General features: G+C 74.4%; 17 protein-coding genes. 4 read left to right on the top strand and 13 right to left on the bottom strand.

Annotated elements, in window-relative coordinates; genetic code table 11:
- Positions 1-297: 297 nt before the first annotated feature.
- The 5 genes from ACIGZJ_RS25355 to ACIGZJ_RS25335 form a co-directional block, all read right to left on the bottom strand.
- Positions 298-1,176, bottom strand: coding sequence for a FadR/GntR family transcriptional regulator (locus ACIGZJ_RS25355; RefSeq protein WP_396459358.1), 879 nt, complete (start codon positions 1,174-1,176; stop codon positions 298-300).
- 283 nt (positions 1,177-1,459) lie between these two features.
- The gene (locus ACIGZJ_RS25350; RefSeq protein ID WP_396459357.1) at positions 1,460-2,365 is read right to left on the bottom strand and encodes a hypothetical protein; all 906 of its coding nucleotides are present in this window, start codon (positions 2,363-2,365) and stop codon (positions 1,460-1,462) included.
- 3 nt (positions 2,366-2,368) lie between these two features.
- A complete protein-coding gene (locus tag ACIGZJ_RS25345; protein ID WP_396459356.1) occupies positions 2,369-3,979 on the bottom strand; it encodes an ATP-binding cassette domain-containing protein in 1,611 nt (536 codons plus the stop codon).
- Positions 3,980-4,203: 224 nt separating this feature from the next.
- Positions 4,204-4,962, bottom strand: a complete 759-nt coding sequence (locus ACIGZJ_RS25340; RefSeq protein WP_387950094.1) for an NUDIX domain-containing protein — start codon at positions 4,960-4,962, stop codon at positions 4,204-4,206.
- Positions 4,963-5,118: 156 nt separating this feature from the next.
- Positions 5,119-7,254: a glycogen debranching N-terminal domain-containing protein gene (locus ACIGZJ_RS25335; protein WP_396459397.1), complete on the bottom strand. Its 2,136-nt coding sequence runs from the start codon at positions 7,252-7,254 to the stop codon at positions 5,119-5,121.
- Between the two features lie 810 nt (positions 7,255-8,064).
- Between ACIGZJ_RS25335 and ACIGZJ_RS25330 the strand changes: the two genes are divergently transcribed.
- A complete protein-coding gene (locus tag ACIGZJ_RS25330) occupies positions 8,065-9,378 on the top strand; it encodes an alpha/beta fold hydrolase (RefSeq protein WP_396459355.1) in 1,314 nt (437 codons plus the stop codon).
- Between the two features lie 106 nt (positions 9,379-9,484).
- On the opposite strand, the gene ACIGZJ_RS25325 is transcribed toward ACIGZJ_RS25330, so the two are convergent.
- On the bottom strand, positions 9,485-11,008 hold the full coding sequence (locus ACIGZJ_RS25325; protein ID WP_396459353.1) for a DUF4192 domain-containing protein: 1,524 nt from the start codon (positions 11,006-11,008) through the stop codon (positions 9,485-9,487).
- Positions 11,009-11,238: 230 nt separating this feature from the next.
- Between ACIGZJ_RS25325 and ACIGZJ_RS25320 the strand changes: the two genes are divergently transcribed.
- Positions 11,239-13,470 carry a RecQ family ATP-dependent DNA helicase gene (locus ACIGZJ_RS25320; RefSeq protein ID WP_396459352.1) on the top strand — a complete coding sequence of 744 codons (2,232 nt, stop codon included), beginning with the start codon at positions 11,239-11,241 and terminating at the stop codon, positions 13,468-13,470.
- Between the two features lie 474 nt (positions 13,471-13,944).
- A complete protein-coding gene (locus ACIGZJ_RS25315) occupies positions 13,945-14,556 on the top strand; it encodes a hypothetical protein (protein WP_396459351.1) in 612 nt (203 codons plus the stop codon).
- A gap of 366 nt (positions 14,557-14,922) precedes the next feature.
- Here the strand turns inward: ACIGZJ_RS25315 and ACIGZJ_RS25310 are convergent, their stop codons facing one another.
- From ACIGZJ_RS25310 to ACIGZJ_RS25300, 3 genes are all read right to left on the bottom strand, one after another.
- Positions 14,923-15,645, bottom strand: coding sequence for a hypothetical protein (locus ACIGZJ_RS25310; protein WP_396459350.1), 723 nt, complete (start codon positions 15,643-15,645; stop codon positions 14,923-14,925).
- A 110-nt stretch (positions 15,646-15,755) separates the two neighbouring features.
- Positions 15,756-16,457 carry a ribonuclease HII gene (locus ACIGZJ_RS25305; RefSeq protein ID WP_396459349.1) on the bottom strand — a complete coding sequence of 234 codons (702 nt, stop codon included), beginning with the start codon at positions 16,455-16,457 and terminating at the stop codon, positions 15,756-15,758.
- 167 nt (positions 16,458-16,624) lie between these two features.
- Complete coding sequence (locus ACIGZJ_RS25300; protein ID WP_396459348.1) at positions 16,625-17,485, bottom strand: TetR/AcrR family transcriptional regulator; 861 nt, start codon at positions 17,483-17,485, stop codon at positions 16,625-16,627.
- A 160-nt stretch (positions 17,486-17,645) separates the two neighbouring features.
- Here ACIGZJ_RS25300 and ACIGZJ_RS25295 point away from each other — a divergent pair, with 160 nt between their 5' ends.
- Positions 17,646-19,193: an MFS transporter gene (locus ACIGZJ_RS25295; RefSeq protein ID WP_396459347.1), complete on the top strand. Its 1,548-nt coding sequence runs from the start codon at positions 17,646-17,648 to the stop codon at positions 19,191-19,193.
- A gap of 168 nt (positions 19,194-19,361) precedes the next feature.
- Here ACIGZJ_RS25295 and ACIGZJ_RS25290 read toward each other — a convergent pair whose 3' ends face one another.
- From ACIGZJ_RS25290 to ACIGZJ_RS25275, 4 genes are all read right to left on the bottom strand, one after another.
- Positions 19,362-20,939, bottom strand: coding sequence for a DUF4153 domain-containing protein (locus tag ACIGZJ_RS25290; protein ID WP_396459346.1), 1,578 nt, complete (start codon positions 20,937-20,939; stop codon positions 19,362-19,364).
- A 184-nt stretch (positions 20,940-21,123) separates the two neighbouring features.
- Positions 21,124-24,270, bottom strand: coding sequence for an Ig-like domain-containing protein (locus tag ACIGZJ_RS25285; protein WP_396459345.1), 3,147 nt, complete (start codon positions 24,268-24,270; stop codon positions 21,124-21,126).
- Between the two features lie 98 nt (positions 24,271-24,368).
- Positions 24,369-25,418: a carbohydrate ABC transporter permease gene (locus ACIGZJ_RS25280; protein WP_396459344.1), complete on the bottom strand. Its 1,050-nt coding sequence runs from the start codon at positions 25,416-25,418 to the stop codon at positions 24,369-24,371.
- Positions 25,415-26,422 carry a carbohydrate ABC transporter permease gene (locus ACIGZJ_RS25275; RefSeq protein WP_396459343.1) on the bottom strand — a complete coding sequence of 336 codons (1,008 nt, stop codon included), beginning with the start codon at positions 26,420-26,422 and terminating at the stop codon, positions 25,415-25,417. Before ACIGZJ_RS25275 ends, ACIGZJ_RS25280 begins: the two co-directional genes overlap by 4 nt.
- Positions 26,423-26,683 lie beyond the last annotated feature (261 nt).

The following is a 26,683-nucleotide window of genomic DNA, read 5'->3' as shown; positions in this document are numbered from 1 at the left end:
TGCTTCCGCTCCGTACACATCGCTGCTACTCGTCAAGTGTTACGCATGGCCTTCGTGTCGCGGGTCACACCACTCGGCGCCCGCGGCCCGGGGGCCGACTTCCATCATCGCGCACTCTCCGCGAAGCGCGTGACATGGACACGATGCAAGTACCCCGGACGGCCAGGTCCGGTGTCCGACGCCCCGCGTCCGCCCCGCGCCGCGCCCGCCCCATGCCGAGGCCCTCCGGTCGCGCCGTGCGGTGCGGCCGGAGGGCCTGGGGTTCGCGGGGAGCCACTCGGTCGCCGAATGGACGGCTCAGTGCTCCCGGGGAGCCGGGACGGACGGCTCGATCTCCGGGTGGACGGTGAGCAGCGCCCGCATCGCGGCCTCGCCCGCGGTGCCGTCGCCGGTGCCGAGCGCGTCCACCAGCCGGGCGTGCAGGCTGACCGAGGCCTCCGAGGGGCGCTCGCAGGAGATGGCCGGACCTCCGGAGACCTGCAGGGCGCAGGAGACGATTCCCGAGAGGTGCTCCAGCATCCGGTTGCCCGCCATCTGCAGGACCAGGACGTGCAGCTCGACGTCGGCCCGCGAATAGGTCGAGAGGTCGGCCTGGGCGGCGGCGTGGCCCATGATGTCGATCAGCTCGACCAGCCGCTGCTGGACGTCCTCGCGGCCGTGGCCGGCGGCGAGCCGGGCCGCCAGCGGCTCGATCGCCCAGCGGAGCTCGAACAGCTCCCGGCGCTGCTCGTCGCGCTGCGGGCCGAAGGCGCGCCACTCGATGATGTCCGGGTCCAGCAGGTTCCAGTCGCCGACCGGCCGGACCCGGGTGCCGACGTTCGGCCGGGCGCTGACCAGGCCCTTGGCCTCCAGCACGCGCAGCGACTCGCGGACGACCGTGCGGGACACCTCGAACCGCTGGCCGATCTCCTCGGGGACGAGCGGGCGATCGGCGCCGAGATCGCCGGAGACGATCATCTGGCCGAGCTGCTGCACGAGCTGGCCGTGCAGGCCTCGGCCGCGACTGCTGGTGGTCTTGCGGCCGACCCGGGCGAGGTCCGACTCGGCGCCCTCCCAGCGGGGCGCCGGCGGGGTCGGCCGGTCGGCGTACGAGAAACGGTCCAGATCGCCAGGGCCGTGGATGGCGCCGTCGATGGAGCGGGCGGTGGTCATGGTGGGGTGCGCAAGGGTACTCACAGGTCCTTTGTCGGCGATCCGCGGGCCCAGCTTGAGGATTCTCGTGAAAAGCACACGAAAGGGTGATCGCCCGTGACTGGATAATTGACTTCTTATCAGGAAGAACCGCGCATTACGGTCACTGCTGGTCGATCTTGGCAAAGCTCGGCAGAGCCCGGCAGGGCGGAGACGGATCGTCAGCATCCCATCGCCGGAGCCCACCGCGTACGACCCGACGGCCGGACCGGCCCTACCGGACACCGGGCCGCCCGGCGGGAGTTGACGGGTGCCAGGCGGACTGGTCCTAGAGCGCGCGGCGGCGGACCTGGACCAGCAGGCAGACCAGCAGCAGCACGAACGCGGGCGCCACCACCGCCGCGAGCAGGGCGGGATCGGTCAGCGCCGACCCGGTCGCCGCAACCCGGCGGTCCCCGCCATACACCCATCCGTACGCCCACTCCACGCCGGACTGGAACGGCAGCAGTTCGGCCGCCCGGGACGGCCAGGCCGTGCCGGTCTGACGCAGCAGCAGCGCCACCCCGGACTCCAGCAGCGGCGGCAGCGCGCAGAGCAGCAGCACGCCGGCCGCGGCGCTGCGGGTGAGCGAGGCGGTCAGCACGCCCGTCCAGCCCGCCACCACCACCAGCGCGACGAAGGCCAGCAGGGCGGACGGCGACCCGTGGCCGGCCCCGAGCGCCACCGGGGCGAGCGCCCCCGGCAGGTCCGCCAGCCCGGTCAGACCGGCCGCGGAGAGCGCCTGGGTCACCTCGGCCGAGAGCACGGCCGGCTCGGACCAGGCCGCCACGACCACCCCGGCCGGCAGCGCGAGGTGCGCGGCCACGGCGTCGATCAGCAGGGTGGCCAGGGCCAGCAGCCCCGCCACCGGGCCGATCACCATCAGCTTGGCCAGCAGCAGCCGCACCCGGCGCGAGTACGACACCTGCGAGGCCGCCAGGCCCGGGTAGCGCACCTCGTGCCCGTACGAGAGGGCGCCCAGCGCCCCGGCACCGAGGGCCGCGAACGGCAGCGGGATCAGCGGGACGGCCGCCGTCAGCAGCCGGACGCCGGCCGGGGCGGCCAGCGAGCCCGCGGGCGTCTGGTGGGCGAGCACCGCGGCCGCCACCGCGTCGCAGAGCAGCACGGCGGCGAGGAGCAGCCAGGTGGAGCGGAGGCCGCGCAGCCGGCGCAGCTCGTAGGCCAGTACACGCACGGTTCACTCGCTCCGGTGGTCGGGGGTCTGGTGGTCGGGGGTCTGGTGGTCGGCGGTGGGGTGGTCGGTGGCCGGGCGGTCAGGCGTCGGGCGGGGGGTGGCGGCGGTCCGGGCGGCCAGCGGGTCGAAGCGGCCGAGGCGGACGGTGTCGTCGGTCAGCAGGTCCGCTGCGGAGGAGCCCGTCCGCTGGTCGCGGGGGCCGGGGGTGGAGGCCGGGACGGGGTCGCTCTGCCGGGTGACGGCGGTGCGGCTGTCCCGGAAGAGGCGGTCCACGGCGACCGTCGGGGAGTCCTCGAGGGCGTCGAGGGTGCCGGTCGCCTCCGCGGCTGCCACGGGGGCGGGGGTGCGGTCGGCGGTCCTGGCGGATCGCGCCGTGGCCGCCGACAGGGCGGTCGCGGCGGAGACCTTGGACGTGGAGACCGTGGAGGTGGGGACGGTGGAGGTGACGGCACTGGATCCCGAGCCCGCGGCGGCGGTGACGGGCAGCGCCAGGGCGGGCAGCACTCCCTCGTCCGGGTCCGCGGCGGCCGGCTGGGGCACCTGCGCGGCCGGGGTCTTCGCCGTCCGGGGCTCCGCCTGCGCCTCCTCGGACCGGCTCCTCGTCGCCGGGGTCCGAGCGGGTTGGGGCTTGGTCGGTTCGGGCTTGGCCGACTGGGGCTTGGCCGGTCCGGCCTTCGGCGGCTGGAGCTGGATGTGCCCGGAACGGCCCGAGGCGGCCGGCAGGGTGGCGCGGGGAGCGGGCTGCTCGACCACCCGGTCGGCGAGTTCGTGCAGCAGGATGCCGTGTCGGTAGGCGAGCTCGCCGATCTCGGTGCGGCCGATCCCCGCGACGGCGAGGCCGGCCCCGCCGTCGCGGCGGACCTCCGCGCCCTGGCCGATCAGCAGGTCGGCGAGCCTGGCCATCTGCGGCCCGCGTACGGCCACCTCGGGGCTGAGCCTGGTCCGGCAGAACTCCGTGACCGGCTGGTCGGCCACCAGCCGGCCCTGGTCGAGGGTGAGCACGCGGTCCGCGAGCTGCGCGGCCTCCTGCGGGGAGCGGGTGGTCACCAGCACGGTGCCGCCCGCGACTCCGAACGAGCGCAGGAAGGAGTGGAACCACTCCACGTTGCGCGGTGACAGGCCCTCGGTGGGCGCGTCGAGGAGCAGCGTGCCCGGGTCGCCGAGCAGCGCGGTGGCGAGGGCGAGCCGACGGTGCATGCCGGGCGAGAAGGTCCGCAGCCGCTGCCCGGCGACGGTGGCCAGCCTGGTCTGCTCCAGCAGCTCGTCCGCCCGCCGGCCGGGGAGCCCGACGGCCGCCGCAAGCATCCTGAGGTGGCTGTGCGCCTTCCGGCCGGGGTGGCCGGCGGCCGCACCCGAGGCTCCGGCCGGGTCCGCCAGCAGGACGCCGACCTCCCGTTCGGGGCGGCGCAGCCGGCGGTAGGTGCGGCCGTCGAAGAGTGTGACGCCCTGGCCGCGTTCGAGTTCGAGCATCAGCCGCAGCGCGGTGGACTTGCCCGAGTCCTCGGGGCCGAGGAGGGCGGTGACCACGCCCGGACGGGCGTCGAAGGTCAGATCGAGCACCGCCGGTGCACCGCCTCTGCGGTAGACCTTGGTCAGTCCGGTGATCTGGATCATCGCTGGCTGCTCCCATGCCCTTGGCCGACCTGGTCTGCACGGCGTGGGATCGTGCCCGCACGTCCCCGCGCCAGCACATTAGGGGGCCGGACCGGAGATTCCGGGCATTACGGGAGCGGCGCGGGCCCGCAGCCCGCCCACCTCACCCGATCAGGGGACAATCCGATCCTGCGACGGCACGCAAAGGTCCGCCGGGGCCGGGCGGGTGCGGTCGACAGCCCCGGTCAGGACTCGGGGCGCAGCATGGGCGGGTTGAGCACGGTGGCCCCGCCCGGGGTGAACAGCTGCGCCGGGCGGCCGCCCTGACGGGTCGTCGTACCGCCGGAGGGCAGCAGGAAGCCCGGGGTCCCGGTGACCTTGCGGTGGAAGTTCCGCGGGTCGAGGACCACGCCCCACACCGCCTCGTAGACCCGGCGCATCTCGCCGACGGTGAACTCGGTCGGGCAGAAGGCCGTCGCCAGCGAGGAGTACTCGATCTTGGATCGGGCGCGCTCGACCCCGTCGGCAAGGATCAGGCCGTGGTCGAAGGCGAGCGGGACGCCGTCGGCCGGGTTCTGCCCGAGCAGCTCGGCGACCGGGGCCCAGCGGGCGCTGCTGGCGTCGCCGCCGGCCCTGGGCGTCGGCAGGTCCGGGGCCAGCACCAGGTAGGCGACGCTGACCACACGCATCCGGGGGTCGCGCTGCGGGTGGCCGTAGGTCGCGAGCTGTTCCAGGTGGGCGCCGGCCGCGCCGGTGCCGATCCCGTCGTGGCCGGGGGCCGAGTGCGCGCGCAGGCCGGTCTCTTCGGCCAGCTCCCGGGAGGCGGCCTCGGCCAGGCCCTCGTCCGGACGGACGAAGCCGCCGGGCAGGGCCCAGTAGCCCTGGAAGGGCGGCTCGCCCCGTCGTACCAGCAGGGCGCACAGCGCGTGGTCCCGCACCGTCAGCACCACCAGGTCAACCGTGACAGCGAACGGGGGGAAGGCCGACGGGTCATAACGCGACATGGCGACGATCATAGTCGTCTCTCTGACGATAAGCACAGGCCGCCGTCGGGGCCGACCCGGACCCCGCTGCGGAGCGCCGCCCGGTTGCGGAACAGGGCAGGCCTCGGCGGCGGTGGGGGCGGTCCGCCCGCGCGTCCGGACGGACCGGCCCGACCGTCAGCGGGCGACCAGTTGCAGCTCCGCCGATGCCTCCTCCACCATCGCCACGCCGATCCGGCTCACCCGGACCGAGAACGGCTCGCCCGCGACCCGCAGACCGGTCAGCTGCAGCTCGCCGAGCGGCGCCGTGCTGGCCGGTCGGACCAGTACCCGCCCACCCGGGACATCGGGCCGGACCCCGGCGAGCGCGAACACCGCGTGCACCGCGCCCGCCGCCGAGACCGCCGCCGGGCGGCACGCCGCCGGGTGCGGCACGGGCGGGCAGCCGGGCGTGCGCTGCTCCCCCGCGTACATCTCGGGCAGCCGCCCCTCGTAGTGGGCGGCCGCGCCGAGCAGGCCCTCCAGCAGGGCGCCGGCTTCGTTCTCATGACCGGCCTCGGCCAGTCCGGCGATCGCGAGGGCCGTCTCGTGGACGCGCACCGCCCCGCTGCGGTGGCCCAGCGGGTTGAACCGGGCCGACTTGGCGCTGAGCGTGCGCAGGCCCCATCCGCTGTCCAGCTCCGGCGCCGCCAGGCGGTGGGCCAGCAGCCTGGTCTGCTCACGGTCCAGCAGGCTCTCGTGCCGACCGCCGTCGGCGCAGAGCCCAGGGTCGAGGAGGTGGACGAAGGAGGAGGAGGCGACCGCGGGCAGCGGCTGGCCGCCGGGGGCGATGCCAGCCGCCGGACGCCCGCCGGAGAGGTCGTCGATCCAGAACCGCTCCCGGAAGCGCCCGCGCAGCGCGGCCGCCCAGCCGCGCCACTCCTCGGCGCCGGGGCGCCCGAAGGCCTCCAGCAGCTCGGCGCCGTGCAGGGCGGCCCGGTGCGCCTGGGCCTGTACCTCCGTCCGGGCCGCCGCCGGGTGGGCGGCCCGCTCCTCGGCCGGGCGGCTCAGGTCGGTGACGAGGCCGTCGACCAGCCCGCCGCGCAGGGCCCCGAGGGCGCGCTCGGCGGCCGGGAGCAGCTCGGCGACCTCGTGCCGGGGCAGGCCCCAGCGCCAGGCCTCGGCCAGCACCGTGACGAACAGCAGGGTCGCCTCGGTGGCGGTGCAGGTGGGCGGCAACTCCGGCCCGGCGTGCCGCAGCGCGCCGGGCAGCAGGCCCTCGGGCAGCCGGCCGGGGCCGCCGCCCTGGCCGGCGGGGAGGGCGGGCTGCTGGCGGCGGGCCAGGGCCCGCAGGGTGCCCGCCGCCAGCCGGGTGCCCAGCGGCAGCGTGAGCCGCGCCGCCCACAGCGCGTCGGCCGGTGCGAGCCCGAACCGCCAGGGCGCTCCGGAGGCCGGGTAGAGGTCGGTGGGCCGGTCCGAGTCGGCGAACAGCAGCCCGCCGAGGGCGTCCAGCGAACGCGCCACCAGCGGCTGGGCCCGCGGGTCGTCGCAGCGGACCTCCGGTTCCGCCCAGGGCAGCGGGACGCCGGTGCCGCGGCCGCCCGGCGGGCGCGGGCCCGGGGCGGTGGCCTCCAGCTCGGTGCGCAGCTCGACCGACCAGCGGGCGCCGGGCTGGACCTCCAGGTCCCAGCGGAGCACGCCGGCCCCGGCGAGAACGGCGTGCGGCGAGGGCTTGGCGCTGACGGTGGCGCTGTGGGCGGGCCCCGCCCAGCGCAGCCCGGCGGACTGCACCTGGCCGGGCAGGTCGGGCGAGCGGTGTCCGGCGGCGATGTCGCCGACCGGGCCGAGGTCGGTGCCGAGGGCGATCTCCAGCGGGAGGCGGGCGGGGCGGCTCCCGGAGTTCCGCACGATGACGGTCTCCACGCCGTCGGCATGGCGCAGCCGCTCCACGGTCAGCGCCGGGTCCGGGTCGAGGTCGCCGGGCAGGCGGACGGCGCCGAGGAAGCGGGCCTGGGCCGCCGTGGTCAGGGTGCCCAGGAGCGGGAGCGGCTCCATGCCGCCGAGCCGCAGCTCCATCCTGGCCACGACCCGGACGCCGGAGCGGTAGAAGCCGTGGAGGCCGTGACCGCGCAGCTGCCCGTCCGGTCCGGAGGCCGCCATCGCGGGCGCGTTGACGCAGAGCACCGCGTGGTGGACGGCGGCGGGCTGCGGGCGGGACGGGGCCGCGGACCTGGCCTGGCCCGCGGGCGCGCCCACGGGGACCGGATCGGGACGGCCGACCGGTCTCGGCGCACCGACCACGCTCTCGGCCGGTGCGGCCTGTGGTGGCCTCATGGCGGTCACCGGACTCTCCTCCCCTCGGCGGTCCGGTGGCCGGTGGGGCCGGTGGGCCGCGAGCATGCTCGATCGCGTGCTGATGGTGCCGGGCCGGCGGGGGTTCCCGTCGGCGTGTGCCGTGTCTGGCCGTACCCGGTGCCGGGTCGTGCCATGCGAAGCGCGGTACCGCTCCGGTACCGGCCCCGCCCGGTGCCGGGCACCTCGCTGTGCCCGGCACGTCGTCGTGTGCGGCGCTCCCGTGGTGCCGGTGGCGCCGTGCCCTGTTCCGCGGCCGCGCGGCCGCCGTCGGTGGCGGTCCGCGGCCTCGGCGGCGGGTTCCGGCCGCGCCGACCGCCCCCACTGTCGGACGAGCCTCGTGCCGACGCCGCGGCGCCGGCGTCCTGGACGTTCGGCACGGCCCGACGGCCGGCGCTCCGCCGTCCCGTACGCCCCCGGGATTCCGGGGCCGTCGGGGCGCGGTGCCCCGGGGTTGAACGCCACGGACCGGCCGCAGGTAACGCCCCCGCGCAGCCCTGCCGGTCACCGGAGCGGGAAGGCGTGCGGTTGTGCCGCCGCCGTCGCGGTGGTGGCGCCGCCTCGCGGCGCTGCCGTTCCTGGTCGAACCGCGGGCGCGGCCTAGGCCCCGTCCGGGTCGTCGGTCGCGCCGTACGGCCTGCCGGAGCAGCGGTCGGTGGCCCGTTGTGCACGGCGACCGCCGAACCGGCGTCCGATCGCGGTCAGGATACGGTGCGGAGGTCACGGCGCCCGCACCGGCAACACCGTGAGCAGTGACGTGACAGCTGTGACCAGCGCATACCGAGGAGTTGTATGTCCACCGCCAGCCGGCTGCCCGGGATCGTCACGACCGACCACGTCTTCGAGCTGCCCCTCGATCACACCGCCCCGCAGGGCGAGCAGATCGAGGTGTACGCCCGGGAGGTGGTGTCCGCCACCCGCGCGAAGGACGACCTGCCCTGGTTGCTCTTCCTCCAGGGCGGGCCCGGCGGCAAGGCCGCCCGCCCGCTCGGCCGGGACGGCTGGCTGGAGCGCGCCCTGGACGACTACCGGGTGCTGCTGCTCGACCAGCGGGGCACCGGGCGGTCCACGCCCGCGACCCGGCAGACCCTCCCCCGGCGGGGCGGTGCAGCCGAGCAGGCGGACTACCTCGCGCACTTCCGTGCGGACTCGATCGTGCGCGACGCCGAACTGATCCGCCGCCGGCTGCTCGGCGACGACCAGCGCTGGAGCGTGCTCGGGCAGAGCTTCGGCGGCTTCTGCACCCTCACCTACCTCTCGATCGCACCGGAGGGCCTGCGCGAGGCCTTCATCACCGGTGGCCTCTCCGGTCTGCACAGCTCGGCCGACGACGTGTACCGGGCCGCCTACCCCCGGGTGGTCCGCAAGAACGCCGACTACTACACCCGGTTCCCGCAGGACGTCGAAGCCGTGCGCCGGATCGCCGCGCATCTGGCCGCCGCCCCCGTCCAACTGCCCGGTGGCGGATCGCTCACCGTCCAGGCCTTCCAGGGCCTCGGGATGCTGCTCGGCGCCGGCAGCGGCGCCGGCGTCCTGCACTACCTGCTGGAGGAGGCCTGGGTGGAGGGTGTCGGCGGGCCCGAGCTCTCCGACACCTTCCTGGCCGGTGTCCAGGCAAAGCTCTCGTTCGCCGAGGGCCCGCTGTACGCCGTGCTGCACGAGTCGATCTACGGCCAGCGGTCGGTGGACCCGGCCGGCACCGCCTGGTCGGCCGAGCGCGTCCGCAAGGAGTTCCCCGAGTTCGACGCCGAGGCGGCGCTGGAGTCCGGGGCGCCGGTGCTGTTCACCGGCGAGATGATCTACCCCTGGCTGTTCGACGCCGACCCGGCCCTGCGCCCGCTGAAGGAGACGGCGGACCTGCTCGCCGCCCGTACCGAATGGCCCGACCTGTACGACCCGGCCCGCCTGGCCGCCAACGAGGTGCCGGTGGCGGCGGCCGTCTACCACGATGACATGTACGTCGACACCGCCGACTCGCTGGAGACCGCCCGGGCCGTCCGCGGGCTGCGGACCTGGATCACCAACGAGTGGGAGCACGACGGACTGCGGGTCAGCGGCGGCAAGGTGCTCGACCGGCTGATCGCCCTGGTGCGCGGCGAGGCGTAGCAAGCGCCGCCACAGCGCTCGGCGCCTTGACCGCGCCACCCCCGGCCGGTCGGAGCGGATGGCTCCGCCGGCCGGAGGGCGGCCGGGTCGACGGCCCCGGTGGAGGTCAGCGCGCACGCCGAGCCCCGCTCGTCGCCGCCCCGGCACTGCGGCACCTCCCGCGACGGGCGGAGGCAACGGCCGGCGCCGCCCAGGGCGACACCCGGCCCAACCGCGCCTTGCGGGCGGCAGGGCCCCGGGGCGTCGTACGGCAGCCGGGGCCGCGGCGGGCCTGCGCGAGCGGACCCGCGTCCGGCTCGACCACCGCCGGCCCGTCGGCCTCCGGCACCGCCGCCGGCACCGGTCCGACGGCCGGGCCCGCCGACTCGGGCGCCTGCGGGGCAAGGAGAACCGGTGCCTCCCGCCGCGCAGAGCGCCGTCGGCGCCTGGCCGCGGCCGGGCCCGGCGAGCCGTCCGGCCCACCGGTCGGCCCCGGCCCCGACTCGGGCGGCTCACCCTCGGCCCGGGCGGGCGCCGCCGCCTCCCGCTGCGGCCCGTCGGCGGCGGGCGCGGTGCGGCGGCGCCGCTCGGCCTCCACTCCCGCCAGCAGCGGCTCCGGCGACAGCCCCGCGTTCAGCGACTCGTACAGCAGCTGGGCGAGCAGGTAGGAGGGGGCCGACCGCAGGGTGTGGGCCAGCACGACCCGGGCCGTCGCGGCGTCCCCCGCGACCCACGACGTCCAGGCCAGCAAGGTCAGCGGGGCCGCCGCATGGGACGAGTACGGCGGGACGCAGCGCTGGGCGAGGAAGCGCCAGAGCCGCTGGGCGGGCGCGAGCTCGGCCGACCGGACGTACTCGGCCGCGCGGTCCCGGACCTGCCGGTCCTGGAGCGTGACGATCAGCTGCGCCGCGCGCCACTCGTCGAGCTCCCGGACGCCGGCCGAGAACTCTGCGACGGCCTGGGCCAGCAGTTCGGTGCCCTGCTCGCGGGAGCGCACCGGCCCGTCCTGAGCACCCAGGGCCCGGGCCAGGGCCGACCGCTGGGTGTCCGCGGCGGGCGGGCCGATCGGATCCAGCCCCGCGATGATCGACTTGCGGCTGCCACGCGGTGCGAGCCCGGCGAACGTCGCCGCGGCCGCCGCCGCACCCGGGGCCGGAGCACGGCGGATCGGGTTCCCCGCCGGGTCGCAGCAGCCCTCGCGGCGGCAGAGGAAGGACCACCAGCGGCCGGACGAGACGCAGAGCGACTCCTTGACCCCCACGCCCCGGCTTTCGAAGGCCGCCCGCAAGCCGTCCGCGAGCGGCCTGAGACCGGCGACCGCTGGCGGGCCGTGCGCGCCCTCGGGATCGCGGCACAGATAGAGGAGCACTTGGACCGGTCGCCGGTCCCGCTGCTCGGAGAGGCCGATGAGCAGCGCGGCCGTCTCGTCTGCGGCGGCCGGCCACTGCGCGGGCGAGTCGGGGATGTCCAGCCGGATCACCCCGCCCTGGTACAGCTCCGGCCCCTGGAGGCCGACCGCGACGATGCTGTCATCGGGGAAGAAGCCCAGCAGATAGGGCAGCAGCTCGGCCATGTCGGACGGGCCGCGCATGGTGACGGGACGGTGGCCGGAGGCCGGGCCGAGGGAGAGCTCGATGTGTTCGTTGTTCATGGCGGGAAGACTGCCGCACCCGGCCAGCGCCTCCGGAGATTTTCTTTTTCCCTGTGGATAAACCCCGCCTGTGAATAACTCCTCCCCCATTCGGACCAGTCCGGACCACTCCACCGGGGGACATCCACCGGCCTTTCAGCGGCAGAGCCGATGAATCGCCCCCTCTCAACACCCCGCTGCCGGGCATCGCCGTTCGCCCCTTGTCGGCGGCTCGGGGTTACATGGACGCCATGCAGCAGCCCGAGTCCCACCCCAACGCCACCACCCACGCCGCCACCGGCAGCACCGGCACCGCGACGGCCGCCGAGCGTGCCGAGGTCCGGACGCGGGCCGAGTCCGTGCTGCGCGAGCTCGCCGGGCCCGGCGCCGTCCTGCGCGAGGACCAGTGGACCGCCATCGAGGCCCTGGTCGTCGACCACCGACGGGCCCTGGTCGTCCAGCGCACCGGCTGGGGAAAGTCCGCCGTCTACTTCATCGCCACCGCCCTGCTGCGGGCCCGGGGCGCCGGGCCGACCGTGATCGTCTCCCCGCTGCTCGCCCTGATGCGCAACCAGGTGGAGTCGGCCGCCCGGGCCGGCATCCAGGCCCGCACCATCAACTCGGCCAACACCGACGAGTGGGACGCCGTCCAGGCCGAGGTCGCGGCCGGCGCCGTGGACATCCTGCTGGTCAGCCCCGAGCGGCTGAACAACCCCGACTTCCGCGACCAGGTGCTGCCCAAGCTCGCCGCCTCCACCGGCCTGCTGGTGGTCGACGAGGCGCACTGCATCTCCGACTGGGGCCATGACTTCCGCCCCGACTACCGCCGGCTGCGCACCATGCTCGCCGACCTCTCGCCGGGCGTCCCGGTGCTGGCCACCACCGCCACGGCCAACGCCCGGGTCACCGCCGACGTCGCCGAGCAGCTCGGCACCGGCGCCACCGACGAGCACGCCCTCGTGCTGCGCGGCCCGCTCGACCGGGAGAGCCTGACCCTCGGCGTGCTCGCCCTGCCCGACCCGGCGCACCGGCTGGCCTGGCTGGCCGACCACCTGGACCGGCTGCCCGGCTCCGGCATCGTCTACACCCTCACGGTGGCCGCCGCCGACGAGGTGACGGCCTTCCTGCGCGAGCGCGGCTTCACCGTCGCCTCCTACTCCGGCCGCACCGAGGACGCCGAGCGCCGGACCGCCGAGGCCGACCTGCTGGCCAACCGGGTCAAGGCCCTGGTCGCCACCTCCGCGCTGGGCATGGGCTTCGACAAGCCGGACCTCGGCTTCGTGGTGCACCTGGGCTCGCCCAGCTCCCCGATCGCCTACTACCAGCAGGTCGGCCGGGCCGGGCGCGGCGTCGACCGCGCCGAGGTCCTGCTGCTGCCCGGGCGCGAGGACGAGGCGATCTGGCGCTACTTCGCCTCGCTGGCCTTCCCGCCCGAGGAGCAGGTGCGGCGCACCATCGACGCGCTCGCCCAGGCCGGCCGACCGCTGTCCACCGCCGCCCTGGAGCCCCGGGTGGACCTGCGGCGCGCCCGGCTGGAGACGATGCTCAAGGTCCTCGACGTGGACGGCGCGGTGCGACGGGTCAAGGGCGGCTGGACGGCCACCGGGCAGAGCTGGGCGTACGACACCGCCCGGTACGCCAAGGTCGCGGCCTCCCGCGAGGCCGAGCAGCGCGCCATGCGCGAGTACGCGACGGGCGTCGGCTGCCGGATGGAGTTCCTGCGCCGGCAGCTCGACGACGAGGAGGCCGTGCCCTGCGGCCGCTGCGACAACTGCGCCGGGCCGCTGCACACGGCGGACGTCTCGCCCGCGGCGCTGGACGCGGCCCGGGCCGCGCTCGGCCGCCCCGGTGTCAGCTTCGAGCCGCGCCGGCTCTGGCCCACCGGGATGGACGCACTGGGCGTGCCGCTCAAGGGGCGCATCCCGGCGGGTGAACAGGCCGAGACGGGCCGGGCGCTCGGCCGGCTCTCGGACATCGGGTGGGGCAACCGGCTGCGGGCGCTGCTGGCCGAGCAGGCCCCGGACAACGCCGTCCCCGGCGAGGTGGTGGACGCCCTGGTCGCGGTGCTGGCCGACTGGGCGCGCGGCCCGGGTGGCTGGGCGGGGCCGGCGGCCGCCGAGGGCTCCCGGCTCGACCGACCGGTCGGCGTGGTGACCATGGCCTCCGCCACCCGCCCCCAGCTGGTCGGGAGCCTCGGCGCCCGGATCGCGGAGATCGGGCGGCTCCCCCTGCTCGGGCGGATCGAGTACGCGGCGGGGCGGCCGCACGGTGCCCGGAGCAACAGCGCCCAGCGGCTGCACTCGCTGGCCGGCGCGCTGGTGCTGCCCCCCGAGGTGGAGGCCGCGGTGGCCGCGGCAGGCGGGCCGGTCCTGCTGGTGGACGACCTGGTCGACTCGGGGTGGACGGTCACCGTCGCCGCCCGGCTGCTGCGGCGGGCCGGGGCGAGCGCGGTCCTTCCCCTGGTCCTGGCCGTGCAGGGCTGATCCCGGCCCTGCGGGCCGAGGCCGGCCGCGGCTGTTCTCAGCCCGGGGCCGACCACTCGAACGGCGGAACGGAGGAAAGGCGGCAGGAGCGGACGAGTCAGCGGCGACGCGACGCGGCGACGGCGACGACCGACCGGCGGTGACCCGCCGGAGAAGGGAGGGTCCAGGTGGTGGACGCGCTCACCCACGGCCTGCGGACTGCCTGGATCACGATCCAGCACCGCCTGAGTGCCGCCTGTGCGGCGGTGGAATATATCCGGCAGAACGTGGACTTTCGGGTGGCGTTCATCATTTCATCGTTGCCGCTCCACCCCATCTGCCGCGAGACTTGGACGGTACCCGGAATCTGGTCCAACAGACCCGTCCTTCGGCGTACACACGTACCCGCGCGCCCGTGGGTCGGGAAGGAGGATCGTGATCAACGGTATCGGCCGAGGTCAGTATCCCCTCGCCCGGAGCTCATCGCCCAGACGGGTGATCGATCTGGAGACCTGGGCGGCCTCGGGGATCCCGCTACTGCGCGATCCGCGCGAGTTCGTCCTGGAACTGCACCAGCGCCACCTGCCGCAGCCCGGCACGGTGGTGGTCGCCGTGCTGGACGGGCTGCACCGGCTGAACGCCTCGGCGTCCTTCGCGCCCTGGCCGCACCACACCGACGGCTGGCAGCACCGCAACGCGATCCTCGGCCACCTGCGCCAGGTCATCCCGCACGACCTGCGGCTCGCCGCCCCGACCCGGACGGCGGTGCTGCTGCGCTGCCGGGACGGTGCGGCCGGCTGGGCGGAGCAGGACGGCGCCTGGATGTGGGCCCTGCAGGACGCGGCCGCGCTGCACGGGCTGCGCTGCGGCTCGTACATCGCACTGACCCAGGCCGGCTGGCAGATCCTCGGCGACGGGCGCAGTGGCCGCAGTCCACACGCGGGTTCGTGGGCGGAGGGACCGGTCCACACCGTGACGGAGCTGCCGCCCCGGTCGGCGCTGGAGGGATCGCGCGGGCCGCGCCCGCTGCGCCAGCCGCCCGAGCGCCCGTGGACGCCCGCCCGGGTGGCGACCATCGAACCGGCGCGGCGCACCGGGACCCGCTGACGCCGAGGTCGGCCGAGGTCGGCCCCGGGCCACCCGTGGAGGGTCCGCGCGTGGAGCGTCTGCGCGTGGCAGCGCCCCTGAGGCCTGGCGGCGCCCGACGGCATCCGTGCCGTCGGGCGGGCCTGCCACGCGCCGTGACAGCGGATGCCGTCGGACGCCGGGCATGGCAGGCCTCGCGGGCGGGGCCGAGCGAGCCGGTCCGCCCAGCGTCGCCGAAGTCCTTGAGACCTGACAGCCCAGGCCTCGGGGCACGTACGCACCGCAGGCTGTCGCACCGCAGGCGCCCCCACCTAAGGCGGTCACACCTCCAGCGGTCGCACCTTCAGCTGGCGCGCCTCAGGCGGTCGCACCTTCAGTCGGCGCGCCTCAGGCCGGCACCGACCGGCCTGCCGAGGCACCCGCGGCCGCTGTGGCAACGGGGCCCGCGTCACCGCAGACCACCAGCAGCGCGACGGCGCGGCCGAGCGCCTCGGTGTACGCCTGGGCGACCCGGTCGGCCGAGCCGCCGTTGACCACCAGGACGACCGCCTCGCGGCGGGCCGGGCGGTTCAGCGCGGCGTCGGCGTAGAACACGTCGCCGCCCTCGGTGAGCTGCGCCCAGTAGCGCTCCTCACCGAAGGAGAGCTCGTGCTGCTGCCAGGGGTGGGCCTCGCCGACCGTCAGCACCAGGATGTCGCCGGGGTTGCGGCCGGACTCCAGCAGTCGGTCGACCGCCTCGTCGGCCCGGTCCAGCGCGTCCGCCGCAGCGGCGGCGACCAGTTGGACCTCGGGCTGTCGGGCTGCGGGTCGTTGAACCGCAGGCTGCGGCTCGGGGGCGGGCGCCGGTCGGCGCGGGCCGGGCTTGGGGATCTGGCCCGGACGGGGCTGCGGTCCCGGGCGGTCGGCGCGCGGCGGCGCCGGCCTCGGGGGTGCGGGGCGAGGGCCCGGCACCGGCACCGGCACGGCAGCGGTGATGATGGACGGTGCGGAAGTGGTCGCGCTGCCGGTGGCAGGCGTGCGAAGGGCTTGTGCGTCCGACTCGCGGGGGAAGGGAACGCCGGGGCCCGGGAGGCTCTCGTGAATCTCCGGCTCCTCGGGGAAGACAGGCATACCCGGATATCTATCAAATGCCCGTCGAACGCGCACGGGCGCCCCACCCTTTGGGCACCTCGCCGCACCTCGCCGCACCTCCCCCACCCGGGGCAACAGCAGACGGAAGGTCAGAAACCGAGCGTCAACTGCTCGTCGGCCGGCCCTGCGCCGGGGGCGCCGGCCATCGCCCGCTCCCGCTTCAGGTGGCGCCATTTGGGCAGCGCGTCCAGATATGCCCAGGAGAGCCGGTGTTGTCCGGTGGGCCCGTACTCCTCCAGCGCCGCGCGGTGGACCGGGGACGGGTATCCGGCGTTGTCGGCGAAGCCGTACTCGAGGTGCTCCTCGCCCAGTTCGGCCATCAGGCCGTCGCGGTGGACCTTGGCCAGCACCGAGGCGGCCGAGACGCAGATGCAGGACTGGTCGCCCTTGATCACCGTGCGCACCTTCCAGGGGCCGCCGAGGTAGTCGTGCTTGCCGTCCAGGATCACCGCGTCGGGCTCGACCGGCAGCGCCTCCAGGGCACGGACGGCGGCCAGTCGCAGCGCCGCCGTCATGCCCAGTTCGTCGCACTCCAGCGCCGAGGCGTGACCGAGCGCATAGGCGGTGACCCACTCGGCGAGGACCGGCGCCAGCGCCTCCCGGCGCAGCTCGGTGAGCAGCTTGGAGTCGGTCAGGCCCTCCGGGGGCTTGCGCAGGCCGGTGACGGCCGCACCGACGGTGACCGGACCGGCCCAGGCGCCGCGCCCGACCTCGTCGAGACCGACGACGATCTTGGCGCCGGCCCGGCGCAGCGAGCGCTCGACGGAGTGCGTCGGCGGGACGATGGGCATCGCGGTATCCGTTCAGCTGGGGCAACCTCCAGCCTAAGCCCCGCACCGGGGCGCCCCACCCGCCGGCTGCACACGCCCACGCCGCGCACGCCCGCGCCACCCCGCACACCCACGCCGCGCGAGCCGTCAATCACCCACCGCAGTCACCCACCGCGACCGCCGCCGCCTCACCCCTCCCCCGACGGACCACCCGACGGCATGCCGATCAACGGCATCAGCACCTCGTCGACCAGTTCGGCCGCGAACTCCGCCCCGACGTCCCGCCCGCAGACCTTGACCCGGTACATCAGCATCGCCGGCGCCACGTCGGCGACCAGCGGCGTGGCCGCACCGGGGCGGACGTCGCCGCGCTCGGCCCCCCGCTGCAGGATGTCCAGAATGGTGCACTTGGTCGGTTCGATCACCCGCCGCACCACGAAGTCCTTGAAGACCGCGGCCTGTTCGTGGTCCAGCTCGGACATCAGCGCCTGCATCGCCCCACCCGCCCGCGAGCCGATCGCCTCGGCGAAACCGCCGATGAGCAGCAGCAATTCGGCGCGGGCGGACCCGAGGTCCGGGGTGTCCGCAGGGCGTGGCAGAGTGGACTCCAGGGCGTCGATGACCAGTTCGACCTTGGACGCCCAACGCCGGTACAGCGCGGCCTTTCCGGTCCGCGCGGCGCCGGCGACGCCTTCCATCGTCAGTCGCGCATATCCGCCGGAGGTGAGCTGGTCGAGCGTGGCTTCGAAGATCGCGCTCTCCAGCGCCTTCCCCCGGCGGCGCGCCGGCCGGGACAGAACCTCGGCCGCGACCTTCATCGGACAGTGAGCCACGGGCCTCGCCGCCGGAACAGCGGCCTGCGCCGCCGGAGCCCCGGCCTGCGCCACCGGTGACGCGGAGGCCGGTGACGCGGACACCGCGGACGAGGCCGTCGCGCCCGACCGCTCCGTCGCGCGTCCAACCATCCGGCCCACCGCCCGCTCCGCGACACGTTCCGCGACCCGCTCCGCCACCCGGCCCACCACCTGGCGCCGCACCAACTGATCCATTGTCACCAACCTTAGGGAACGCTTGCGTTCACAATCTCGTAAGGACTATCGTCCAGCGTAGTGAACGATCCCGTTCCTTCATAGCCTGCGGGACGCCGCGGGAAACGCGCGGACCCCGGGTCCGCAGCATACGAAGCAATAGCCAGCAGGGGGCAATAACTTGGCTATCTCCGACACGCTCAGCAAGAACTCTCCACCGCAAAGCAGCCCGGGCCGGCGCAAGGGCATCACCCTGACCGTCATCGCGGCCACGCAGCTGATGGTGGTCCTCGACGCCACCATCGTGAACATCGCGTTGCCGCAGATCAGGGACGCGCTGAACTTCTCCACCACCAACCTGTCGTGGGTGATCAACGCCTACACGCTGACCTTCGGCGGCCTGCTGCTGCTCGGTGGGCGCGCGGGCGACATCCTCGGCCGCCGCCGGGTGTTCATCTTCGGCACGCTGCTGTTCGGCCTGGCCTCGCTGCTCGGCGGCTTCGCGCAGGACGGCGGCATGCTGCTCGCCGCCCGCGCACTCCAGGGCATCGGCGGCGCGATATGTTCGCCCACCGCCTTCGCACTGATCGCCACCAACTTCGAGGAGGGACCGGAGCGCAACAAGGCCTTCGGGGTCTTCTCCGCGGTGGCCGGCTCGGGCGCGGCGATCGGCCTGCTGGCGGGCGGCCTGCTCACCGAGTACCTGGACTGGCGCTGGGTCTTCTTCGTCAACGTGCCGATCGCGGTCCTGATCGCGGTCGCCGCGCCGCGCTACATCGCGGAGTCGGACCGGGTCGAGGGCCGCTTCGACCTGCCGGGGGCACTGACCTCCACGCTGGGCCTGGTCGGACTGGTCTACGGGTTCATCCGCGCGGCCTCGGACGGCTGGTCGGACCCCCTCACGCTGGGCTCCTTCGCAGCCGGCGTGCTGCTGGTGGCGGCGTTCCTGGTGATCGAGAAGCGCACCGCGCAGCCGATCACCCCGCTGCACCTGTTCTCCAACCGGAACCGCACCGGCGGCCTGGTGATGATGCTCTGCCTGGCCGCGGCCATGTTCGGCATCTTCTTCTACGTGACGCTGTTCGTGCAGGGCCCGCTGGACTACAGCCCGCTGAAGGCCGGCTTCGCCTTCCTGCCGATCAGCGCGTCGATCATCGTCGCCGCGCAGCTCGCGTCCAGCCTCCAGGTCAAGTACGGCCCGAAGCCGTTCATGGTCACCGGTGCCGCGATGGTCACCATCGGCCTGAGCTGGCTCACCCAGATGAACTCGGACAGCGGGTACATCGACGGGGTGCTCGGCCCCACGGTGGTGTTCGGCTTCGGCATGGGTCTGATCTTCGTCCCGGTCATGCTGCTCGCCGTCGCGGGCGTCGCCAGCGAGGACACCGGGGCCGCCTCCGGTCTGCTCAACTCGATGCAGCAGATCGGCGGTTCGCTGGGTCTGTCGATCCTGACCACGGTGTTCGCGCACTACGCCACGGCGGAGGCCAAGATCCAGCTGCCCGGCTTCATGGCCACGGCCACGCCGGAGCAGAAGGCGCAGTTCCTGGAGAAGCACGAGTTCCCCAAGGGGACGGGTGCGGCCAACGAGGTCCTGGCGCAGGGCATTTCGCACGGCTTCATCGCGGGTGCCGCACTCGCCGGGGTCGCCCTGCTGGTCGCCGTCTTCGTGATCAAGGCGAAGGCCAGCGACCTCCCGTCGGATGCGTCCGGCATCGCCATGCACTGACCGGCGGCCGCACACCAGCGGACGCAGGGGCACCGGTGCAACGCGAGGGCCGGTCGGGAGCACCACTCCCGACCGGCCCTCGCGCTTAGCCGGCCACCGCCCCCGGCCCGCACCTCACCGCACCAGGCCAGGCCAGGCCAGGCCGCACCAGACCGGAGCCGGCCCCGCTCAGTAGTCCCCGGTACGGTCGAAGTCCCGCCGGCCGACCCGGTCGCAGGCAGAGCCGTCGTCCGGCACCGGGCGGTCCGTCAGGATCTCCCGGGCCCGGGACTCCGCCAGGCTGGTGGCGTACCAGGGCGAGTGCGATTCCTCGACCTCGATCCGCATCAGCTCCAGCGCGCAGGCCCGGTGGTCGCCCGGCAGCCGGTCCAGGGCGGGGACGGCGTCCAGCGAGAGGTCGCGGACGTTGCGCAGATCGATCTGCCGGCTCTGCTCGAACCGGGACACGTTCTGCTCGGCGACGATCGCGTCCGGGCCCATCAGGCCGTACACGGCGGCGGTGACCGCGGCGCTGAGCACCACGGCGCGCGGCAGCCAGGCCGCCGAACGGGTCAGCCCGGCCGCGATCAGCAGCAGGAAGACCGCGCCGAGCCAGACCTCGACCACCAGCACCCAGAGCCGCAGCCTGGTCAGGCCGGAGGCGTCGACGTAGAAGTACATCCGGCCGAGCGCCGAGGCGACCACGACCAGGGTGAGCAGGCAGAGCAGACCGAGCATGATGCGCGCCAGCCGGCGGTCGGCGGCCGTGCCGCGCGGCGCCCAGCGCTTGGCGACGGCGACCACCACCAGGGTTAGCACGGTGACGGCCAGCAGCTGCCAGAAGCCCTGCCGGGCGTACTCGGAGCGGCTCATCCCGGTCCTGTCCATGATCGCGTCCCGGCCTCCGAGCACCACCACGCCCTGCACCAGCGCGAAGGCGCCGAACATCAGGTTGAGCGCGGTCAGCGGCAGGGCCCACTCCAAGCGCCCGCGCTCCCGGCCCGGCTTGACCACCGTCCGGTCCCAACGGCGCGGGCCGGCCGCGATGTGCGCGAAGCCGAGCGAGGTCGCCACACCGAGGGCGAACAGCACGAACCGCAGCGGCGCCTCACCGGGGGCGACGGAGGGCGTGAGGCTCGACAGCAGGTCCGCCATGGCCGCGTCGGCGCTGGCGAAGAGCGCGCCGAACACGGTCAGCAGGACGGCCGCCACCACGACCGCCTTGAGCACCGGGACCAGCCTGCCCCGGCCGGGCACGCTGAGGCCGCGCAGCCCCTCCCGGGCCCAGCGCAGGCCGGGCACGAGGTGCCAGAGGACGCCCGGCAGGGCCAGCAGGACCCCCGGCCAGCGGCGGCCGCCGTGCAGCGCGAGCGAGGTCAGGGCCAGTGCGCAGACCAGTGACAGGGCCACCGGCCAACCCGCCTCGGACAGCGCGGGGACGGCCACCAGGACCAGCGCCAGCACGCTCCAGAGGACCGTCCAGACCCGCAGCCTGCGGCCCGCCGACCGGGCGGCGATCCCGGCGCCGACCGCGACGACCACCGCGCAGAGCAGCAGGTTGACGCCCAGGCCGTCGCCCAGCATCCAGGCCGTCAGCAGGCCGGTCAGCGCCGCCGCCCCGACCACCCGGGGGCCTGCTGCCGCCTTGCGCCCGGGGTCGCTGGGCCGCAGCCAGGAGGTGGGTGCCGGAGCCTTCGCGACCGGCGGCCGGTAGGGGTCGAAACCGCGTGGTGCCTCGGCCGGGGTGGGTGTGGGCAGGCCGGACATGAGTCCCCCTCAGAGGTCGGTGGGCATGCGGAAACCGCCCTCGGGGCAGTCCGCCGGCGGGAACGCCGAGTTTCGCGACTGACGCCGACTGTAGACTATTCTGAACAGGTTCAAAAACACGTCCGGGCGCTCCGTCACGGGGCTGTGACAGAAGCGCCCGGCCGCCGGGGGCACGGCCCGGGGATCAGTAGGAGCCGTACAGCGAGTACACCAGCGAGTCCTTCACCGCCGGCCCGAAGTTGGTCGGCCATGTGCCGAACGGCACCACGGAGTTGCTGTAGGCGCCGGAGCCGGAGGCGCCCGTGGAGTAGTTCATGTTGTTCACCGTGGCGCCGGTGCCGTTGCTGTTGTAGACGAACCAGTAGGAGGTGTCGGCGCCGAGCGTCACGTTCACCGGCAGCGAGTTCCAGGCGTTGGCGGTCAGCGTGCCGGCGCCGGAGGCGGCGACCAGGGTGCCGGGCGAGCCGCCGGCGTCGGTGTAGACGGCCAGCTGGTACTGGTTGTTCGGCGCCGCGCTGACCGGTCCGACGTGCACGCTGAGCGAGGTGAGCGGCACCGCGGCGGCGCCCGTGGTGACCCTGCTGCCGTTCAGGTGGTTCGAGTCCGTGTCGTCCACCAGCGAGCCCACCACGGTGTTCCCGAGCGTCTTCGGCGGCGCTCCCCCGGTGGTGAAGGAGATCGGGTACGGGCCGGCCAGCGCGTTGCCCGAGGCGTCCCGGACGCCCTGCACGCTCGCGGTGTACCCGGTGGTCAGGGCCAGTGGGGCGGCCGGTGTGAACAGCACCGCGTTGGTCGCCGCGTCGTACCCGACCGTCCCGGCGACCGCCGTGCCGCCGGAGGTGCGCAGGGTGACGGCGGAGGCGGTGACGCTCGCCGGGTCCAGCGGCTCGCTGAACGAGAACCGCACCGCCGCACCGGGGGCGACCCCGGTCGCACCGCCGGCCGGGGTGGTGCCGGTGACGGCCGGCGGGGTGGTGTCGCGGCCGTAGGAGGCCGTGTACGAGCCCACCGCGCCGTCGAAGAAGGCGTACGGCACGCCCTTGATCGTCTCGATCCGGTAGGGCAGCGCCCGGCCGCCCGAGACGATGCCGGTCAGCGTGCCGGAGGCGGAGGAGACCGGCAGCATCGCCCGCAGGCCGTTCGCCCCTCCGGTGATGTCGAAGGTGAGCGAACTCCCGCTCCAGGCCATCCTGGAGAAGGCCGAGCCGTTGCGGCCGTCCAGCCAGGTGAGCATCTGCCGGCCGGAGACCACCGGGACGCCGCGCGCCTTGGCCGCCGCGATGATCGCGTCCGAGGCCGTGGAGGCCGCGAAGTCGGTGTGGATGTTGGCGGTCAGCGCCGCGTAGTAGCCCTTGGGACCGTAGGCGGCGTCCAGCAGCGTGGTGACGGTGCCCGGGTACGACTGGCCGGACTCGTCGGTGAGTTGGGTGGTGGCCTGGTACTCGTCGAGCACGCTGCCGTCGGCGTCGGCGAAGCGCATGATCTGCGCGGTGCCGTTGAAGTAGCCGGGCCGGTCCTTGGTGAAGGTGGACGGGTAGAAGTAGTAGTCGGTGTCCAGCCGGATGCCGTTGGCCAGCTTGGTCTTCGCCTGCGTCGCCCAGTCGTCCCACTCCACGCAGTGCGTGCGGCTGCTCGAAGGCGCGGGCAGTGCGGGGTACTTGGCCCGCCAGTTGGCCAACTGGTCGCGGTAGAAGCCCTCCAGGGCGGCGGTGGTGCCCCACGGGCGGCAGTTGGTGGTGACGTGCACGCCGACCTCGAATCCCTGGTCGGTGTAGGCCTGGGCCTGCGCCGGGGTCAGCGGATCGTCGGTGTAGATGTACGAGGACCCGCGCACGCACTCCCAGTCGGCGACCTTGCAGCCGGCCGGGCTCTGCGCGATGTAGCCGTCCCAGCGCCCGGCGGTGCCGCCGACCCCGTGGTCGTCGCCCGTCATCACCACGGCGGCCTTGACGTCCCGCGGGAAGTACCAGAAGCGCGGCAGCGGCTTGTTGGCGGAGTCGATCAGGGTGATCAGGTTGGCCAGCAGCCGCTGCTGCTCGTCGGCGATCGGGATCAGCGCCTTGTCCAGGTTGTTCCAGTCCGGCTGCCCGCCGGTGCCGAAGAACATCTCTCCGGCCTCGTAGCCGTCGGTGCCGTCCCGCTGCTGCCCGGCCCAGGCGATGTTGCCCTGCCGGGTCTGCACCACGGACTTGGCCAGGTCGTAGCTGAACGCGGCGGCACGGCCGCTGCCGGCCGTGCGCAGCGTGACGGCCGGGTTGGCGGTCGCCGTCCCGGCGTCGCTGTACAGGGTGGCGACGGCGGTCGCACCGCTCAGCGTGTAGAGGTCGGCGGCGCCGTGGTAGCCCATGGTGTCGCCGGTGATCCCGGTGCCCGGTGCGGCGCCGGTGTCGACCTTGAGGTAGGCGTCGGAGCGGGTGCCGCTCGCCGGGGCGAGCCCGAACAGCGGCGCCAGCTGCCTGTCCGGGCGCATCGCGACCAGTCGGCCGCCCCCGTTGGTCCAGGTGGTGAGCAGACCCGCCTGCGCCGCACTGAGCGGCATCTCACCGAGCAGCACCACGTCGTAGGAGCCGAGCAGTGAACTGGTCACCGCCGAGATGTCCACCGTGCGGTAGTAGTTGAGGCCCTCGGCCTTGAGGATCTCGGCCAGGTAGCGGGTGTACGGATTGGCCTGGCTGGTGACCAGCAGGATCGGGCCCTCCCCGCCCGGGCCGGCACCGGGCGGCGAGGGCGGCGGGGCCTGGTCGGCGGTGTACGTCGCGTAGATCGAGAAGCTCAGCCCGCTGGTGGTGACCGCGCCGAAGTCGCCCGGCCAACCGCCGAACGGGTGGCCGCCGTTGCCGTACACGCTGGTGCCGCCGGCGGTGTAGCGCAGGTTGTTGACGGCCGCGCTCCCGCCGTTGCTGTTGTAGGCCAGCCAGTACGGGGTGTTGGCGGCCAGGGCGGCCGTCAGCGGCACCGTGTTCCAGCTGTCGGCGGTGAGCGTGGCGGAGCCGCTGCTCGCCAGCAGGGCGCCCGGGCTGCCCGCGTTGTCGCGGTAGACCGCCACCTGGTACTGGTTGGCGGGAGCGGCGTCCACCGCGTCCACGTACACGCTGACGGCGCTGACCGTGCCGCCCGCCGGACCGGTGACGTACCGGGAGGCGTTGAGGTAGCCGGAGTCCCCCGTGTCGGTGGACGGGCCGACCGCCGTACTGCCCAGGGTCGCCGTGGCCGCCCCGGCCGGCGCGGCCGCCGGGCCCGCCACCACCGCCGCCGCCGTGGTCAGGGCCGCCAGCAGGCCCGCGAGTCTGCGCCGCCATCGGACGCCTGTCCGGATGCCCGCACCTGCCATGACCGCCCCCTTGCCGCATCGGCCAACTGCCCCTATCGGTGTACAGGTTCGGTGTCGACCGTGTCCACGGAACCGCCACAATCCCCCATCGGGGACGGCTACCCCTTGACGGATCCGGCCAGCAGACCGCGGACGAAGTACCGCTGGAGCGCGAAGAAGACCGCCAGCGGGATCACGATCGACAGGAACGCCCCGGCGGTGAGCAGCTCCCAGCGCCCGCCGAAGGAGCCGGACAGCTGCGCCAGCCGGACCGTCATCGGCGCCACCTCGGGCGTGCCGCCGGCGAAGGTCAGCGCCACCAGGAGGTCGTTCCAGACCCAGAGGAACTGGAAGATGGCGAAGGAGGCCAGCGCCGGGGTGCAGAGCGGCAGCACGATCGAACGGAAGATCTTGAAGTGCGAGGCGCCGTCCACCACCGCCGCCTCCATCAGGTCCCGCGGCAGCTGGGCGATGAAGTTGTGCAGCAGGAAGATCGCCAGCGGCAGCGCGAACATGGTGTGCGCGATCCAGACCGGCGCGTAGGTGCCCTTGAAGTCCACCGCCGGGATGATCGTCAGCGGGCCCAGGTGGGCTCCGCCGGAGAACAGCCGCAGCAGCGGGATCAGTGCCATCTGCATCGGCACCACCTGGAGCGCGAACACCACGAAGAACACCGTGTCGCTGCCCCGGAACCGCACCCAGGCCAGCCCGTACGCGGCCATCGCCGCCAGGACCAGCGGGAACAGGGTCGCCGGGATACTGATCGCCAGCGAGTTCACCAGGAAGGGCAGCAGGCCGGTGCTCACGCCGGAGCCGCCCTCGAACAGCACGGTGTGGTAGTTGGACAGGCCGAGGTCCGGGTGGAGGAAGACGTTCCACCAGCCGTCGGCGGTGACGTCCTGTTTGGGGCGCAGCGAGGTGGCCAGCAGCCCGAGGGTGGGGATGGTCCACAGCACCGTCACCGCGATCACGAAGACCGAGGCGAGCGGGCTGCTGAAGGCCTTGCGGACGTCCCGCGCGGACCCGGATCCGCGCCCCGACCCCGACCCGGACGCGAACCCGGATCGGGACCTGGGCCGGGCGTCCGCGACCGGCGGCGCGTCCACCGGAGGCGCGTCGGAGGTGGCCTTGGAGCGACTGCGGCGGATGGGTGTGCGGCGCTCGCTCATCGGACTCCACGCTCCTTGCGCAGCTGGACGATGTTGTAGGCCACCAGCGGCAGCACGGCGAGGAAGAGGATCACCGCGAGTGCGCTGCCCCGCCCGGTGTTGAACTGCACGAACGACTGCGAGTACATCTCGTTGGCCAGCACCTGGGTGCCGAAGTTGCCACCGGTCATGGTGCGGACGATGTCGAAGGCCTTCAGCGTGGTGATCATGACGGTGGTGAGGACGACGACCACCGTGGTGCGGATCATCGGCACCGTCACGTACCAGAACAGCCGCACGCCGCCCGCGCCGTCCAACCGGGCCGCCTCGGTGACCTCGTCCGGAATCGCCTTGATCGCGGCCGACAGCACCACCATCGCGAACCCGGTCTGCACCCACACCATGACCGCCATCAGCAGGAAGGTGTTGAGCGGCTGGGAGAGCATCCAGTTCGGCGGGTGCTCCCAGCCGAGGCTGATCGCCACCTGGCTGAGCAGGCCGATCTGCTGCTGCGAGGCATCACGGGACTCGTAGACGAACTTGAAGATGATCGAGGCGCCGACCAGCGAGATCGCCATCGGCATGAAGATCAGCGACTTGTACAGCGCCTGGCCGCGCATCCGGTCCACCAGCAGCGCCAGCACCAGGCCGAGGCCGGTCGCCGCCAGCGGCGCGACCACCAGCCAGAGCAGGGTGTTGACCAGCACGTCCTGCACCGAGTCGGTGGTGAACGCCCAGCCGAAGTTCTCGCCGCCGACGAACCGGCTGCTGTCGTCGCTGTAGAGGCTCAGGTAGACGGTGCGGACCAGCGGCACGACGAGGCCGACGAGCAGCAGCAGCGCCGCCGGGCCGAGGAAGACCGCGACGGACAGCGGGCGGGCGATCCGGCCGGTGGCCCGGCCGGCGGCGAGGAAGACCAGCAGGAGGATGCCGAGGAAGCCCGCGATGGCGCCGAAGCTGTTGCCGAACTTGACGGCCGCGTCGCCCCAGGCGCCGTCGGCGAGCGCGGAAGCGGTGAGGGACATGGCTGCGCGGTCCTTTCCCTGCGGAGGGCGGAGAGAACCCTGCGGAAGTGGAAGTGGAAGCGGAGACAGAGTCGAAGGCGGAGGCAGAGGCGGGGACGGAAGCAGGAGCCGGAGACGGAGAGGGGCGGGGGGGGGGGGGGGGGGGGGCCCCCCCCCCCCCCGCCCGGGGGGGGGGGGGGCCGCCCCCCCCCGGCGCCCCCCCCCGCCCGGGCGGGGGGCGGGGGTTCGGGGTGTGTGGCCCACACCCCACACCCCCGGCAA

It is taken from the genome of Kitasatospora sp. NPDC052868 (genome assembly GCF_044547105.1).
GTDB lineage: Bacteria > Actinomycetota > Actinomycetes > Streptomycetales > Streptomycetaceae > Kitasatospora.
The sequence above is the reverse complement of the archived record's forward strand: the minus strand, read 5'-3'. Positions and strand labels throughout refer to the sequence as shown.

Bases quoted from the DNA above. Each gene is read 5' to 3' on its own strand.
- ACIGZJ_RS25345 (WP_396459356.1), bottom strand. From the start codon at position 3,979: ATGATCCAGATCACCGGACTGACCAAGGTCTACCGCAGAGGCGGTGCA.
- ACIGZJ_RS25340 (WP_387950094.1), bottom strand. From the start codon at position 4,962: ATGTCGCGTTATGACCCGTCGGCCTTCCCCCCGTTCGCTGTCACGGTT.
- ACIGZJ_RS25335 (WP_396459397.1), bottom strand. From the start codon at position 7,254: ATGAGGCCACCACAGGCCGCACCGGCCGAGAGCGTGGTCGGTGCGCCG.
- ACIGZJ_RS25330 (WP_396459355.1), top strand. From the start codon at position 8,065: ATGTCCACCGCCAGCCGGCTGCCCGGGATCGTCACGACCGACCACGTC.
- ACIGZJ_RS25325 (WP_396459353.1), bottom strand. From the start codon at position 11,008: ATGAACAACGAACACATCGAGCTCTCCCTCGGCCCGGCCTCCGGCCAC.
- ACIGZJ_RS25320 (WP_396459352.1), top strand. From the start codon at position 11,239: ATGCAGCAGCCCGAGTCCCACCCCAACGCCACCACCCACGCCGCCACC.
- ACIGZJ_RS25310 (WP_396459350.1), bottom strand. From the start codon at position 15,645: ATGCCTGTCTTCCCCGAGGAGCCGGAGATTCACGAGAGCCTCCCGGGC.
- ACIGZJ_RS25305 (WP_396459349.1), bottom strand. From the start codon at position 16,457: ATGCCCATCGTCCCGCCGACGCACTCCGTCGAGCGCTCGCTGCGCCGG.
- ACIGZJ_RS25300 (WP_396459348.1), bottom strand. From the start codon at position 17,485: ATGGATCAGTTGGTGCGGCGCCAGGTGGTGGGCCGGGTGGCGGAGCGG.
- ACIGZJ_RS25290 (WP_396459346.1), bottom strand. From the start codon at position 20,939: ATGTCCGGCCTGCCCACACCCACCCCGGCCGAGGCACCACGCGGTTTC.
- ACIGZJ_RS25285 (WP_396459345.1), bottom strand. From the start codon at position 24,270: ATGGCAGGTGCGGGCATCCGGACAGGCGTCCGATGGCGGCGCAGACTC.
- ACIGZJ_RS25280 (WP_396459344.1), bottom strand. From the start codon at position 25,418: ATGAGCGAGCGCCGCACACCCATCCGCCGCAGTCGCTCCAAGGCCACC.
- ACIGZJ_RS25275 (WP_396459343.1), bottom strand. From the start codon at position 26,422: ATGTCCCTCACCGCTTCCGCGCTCGCCGACGGCGCCTGGGGCGACGCG.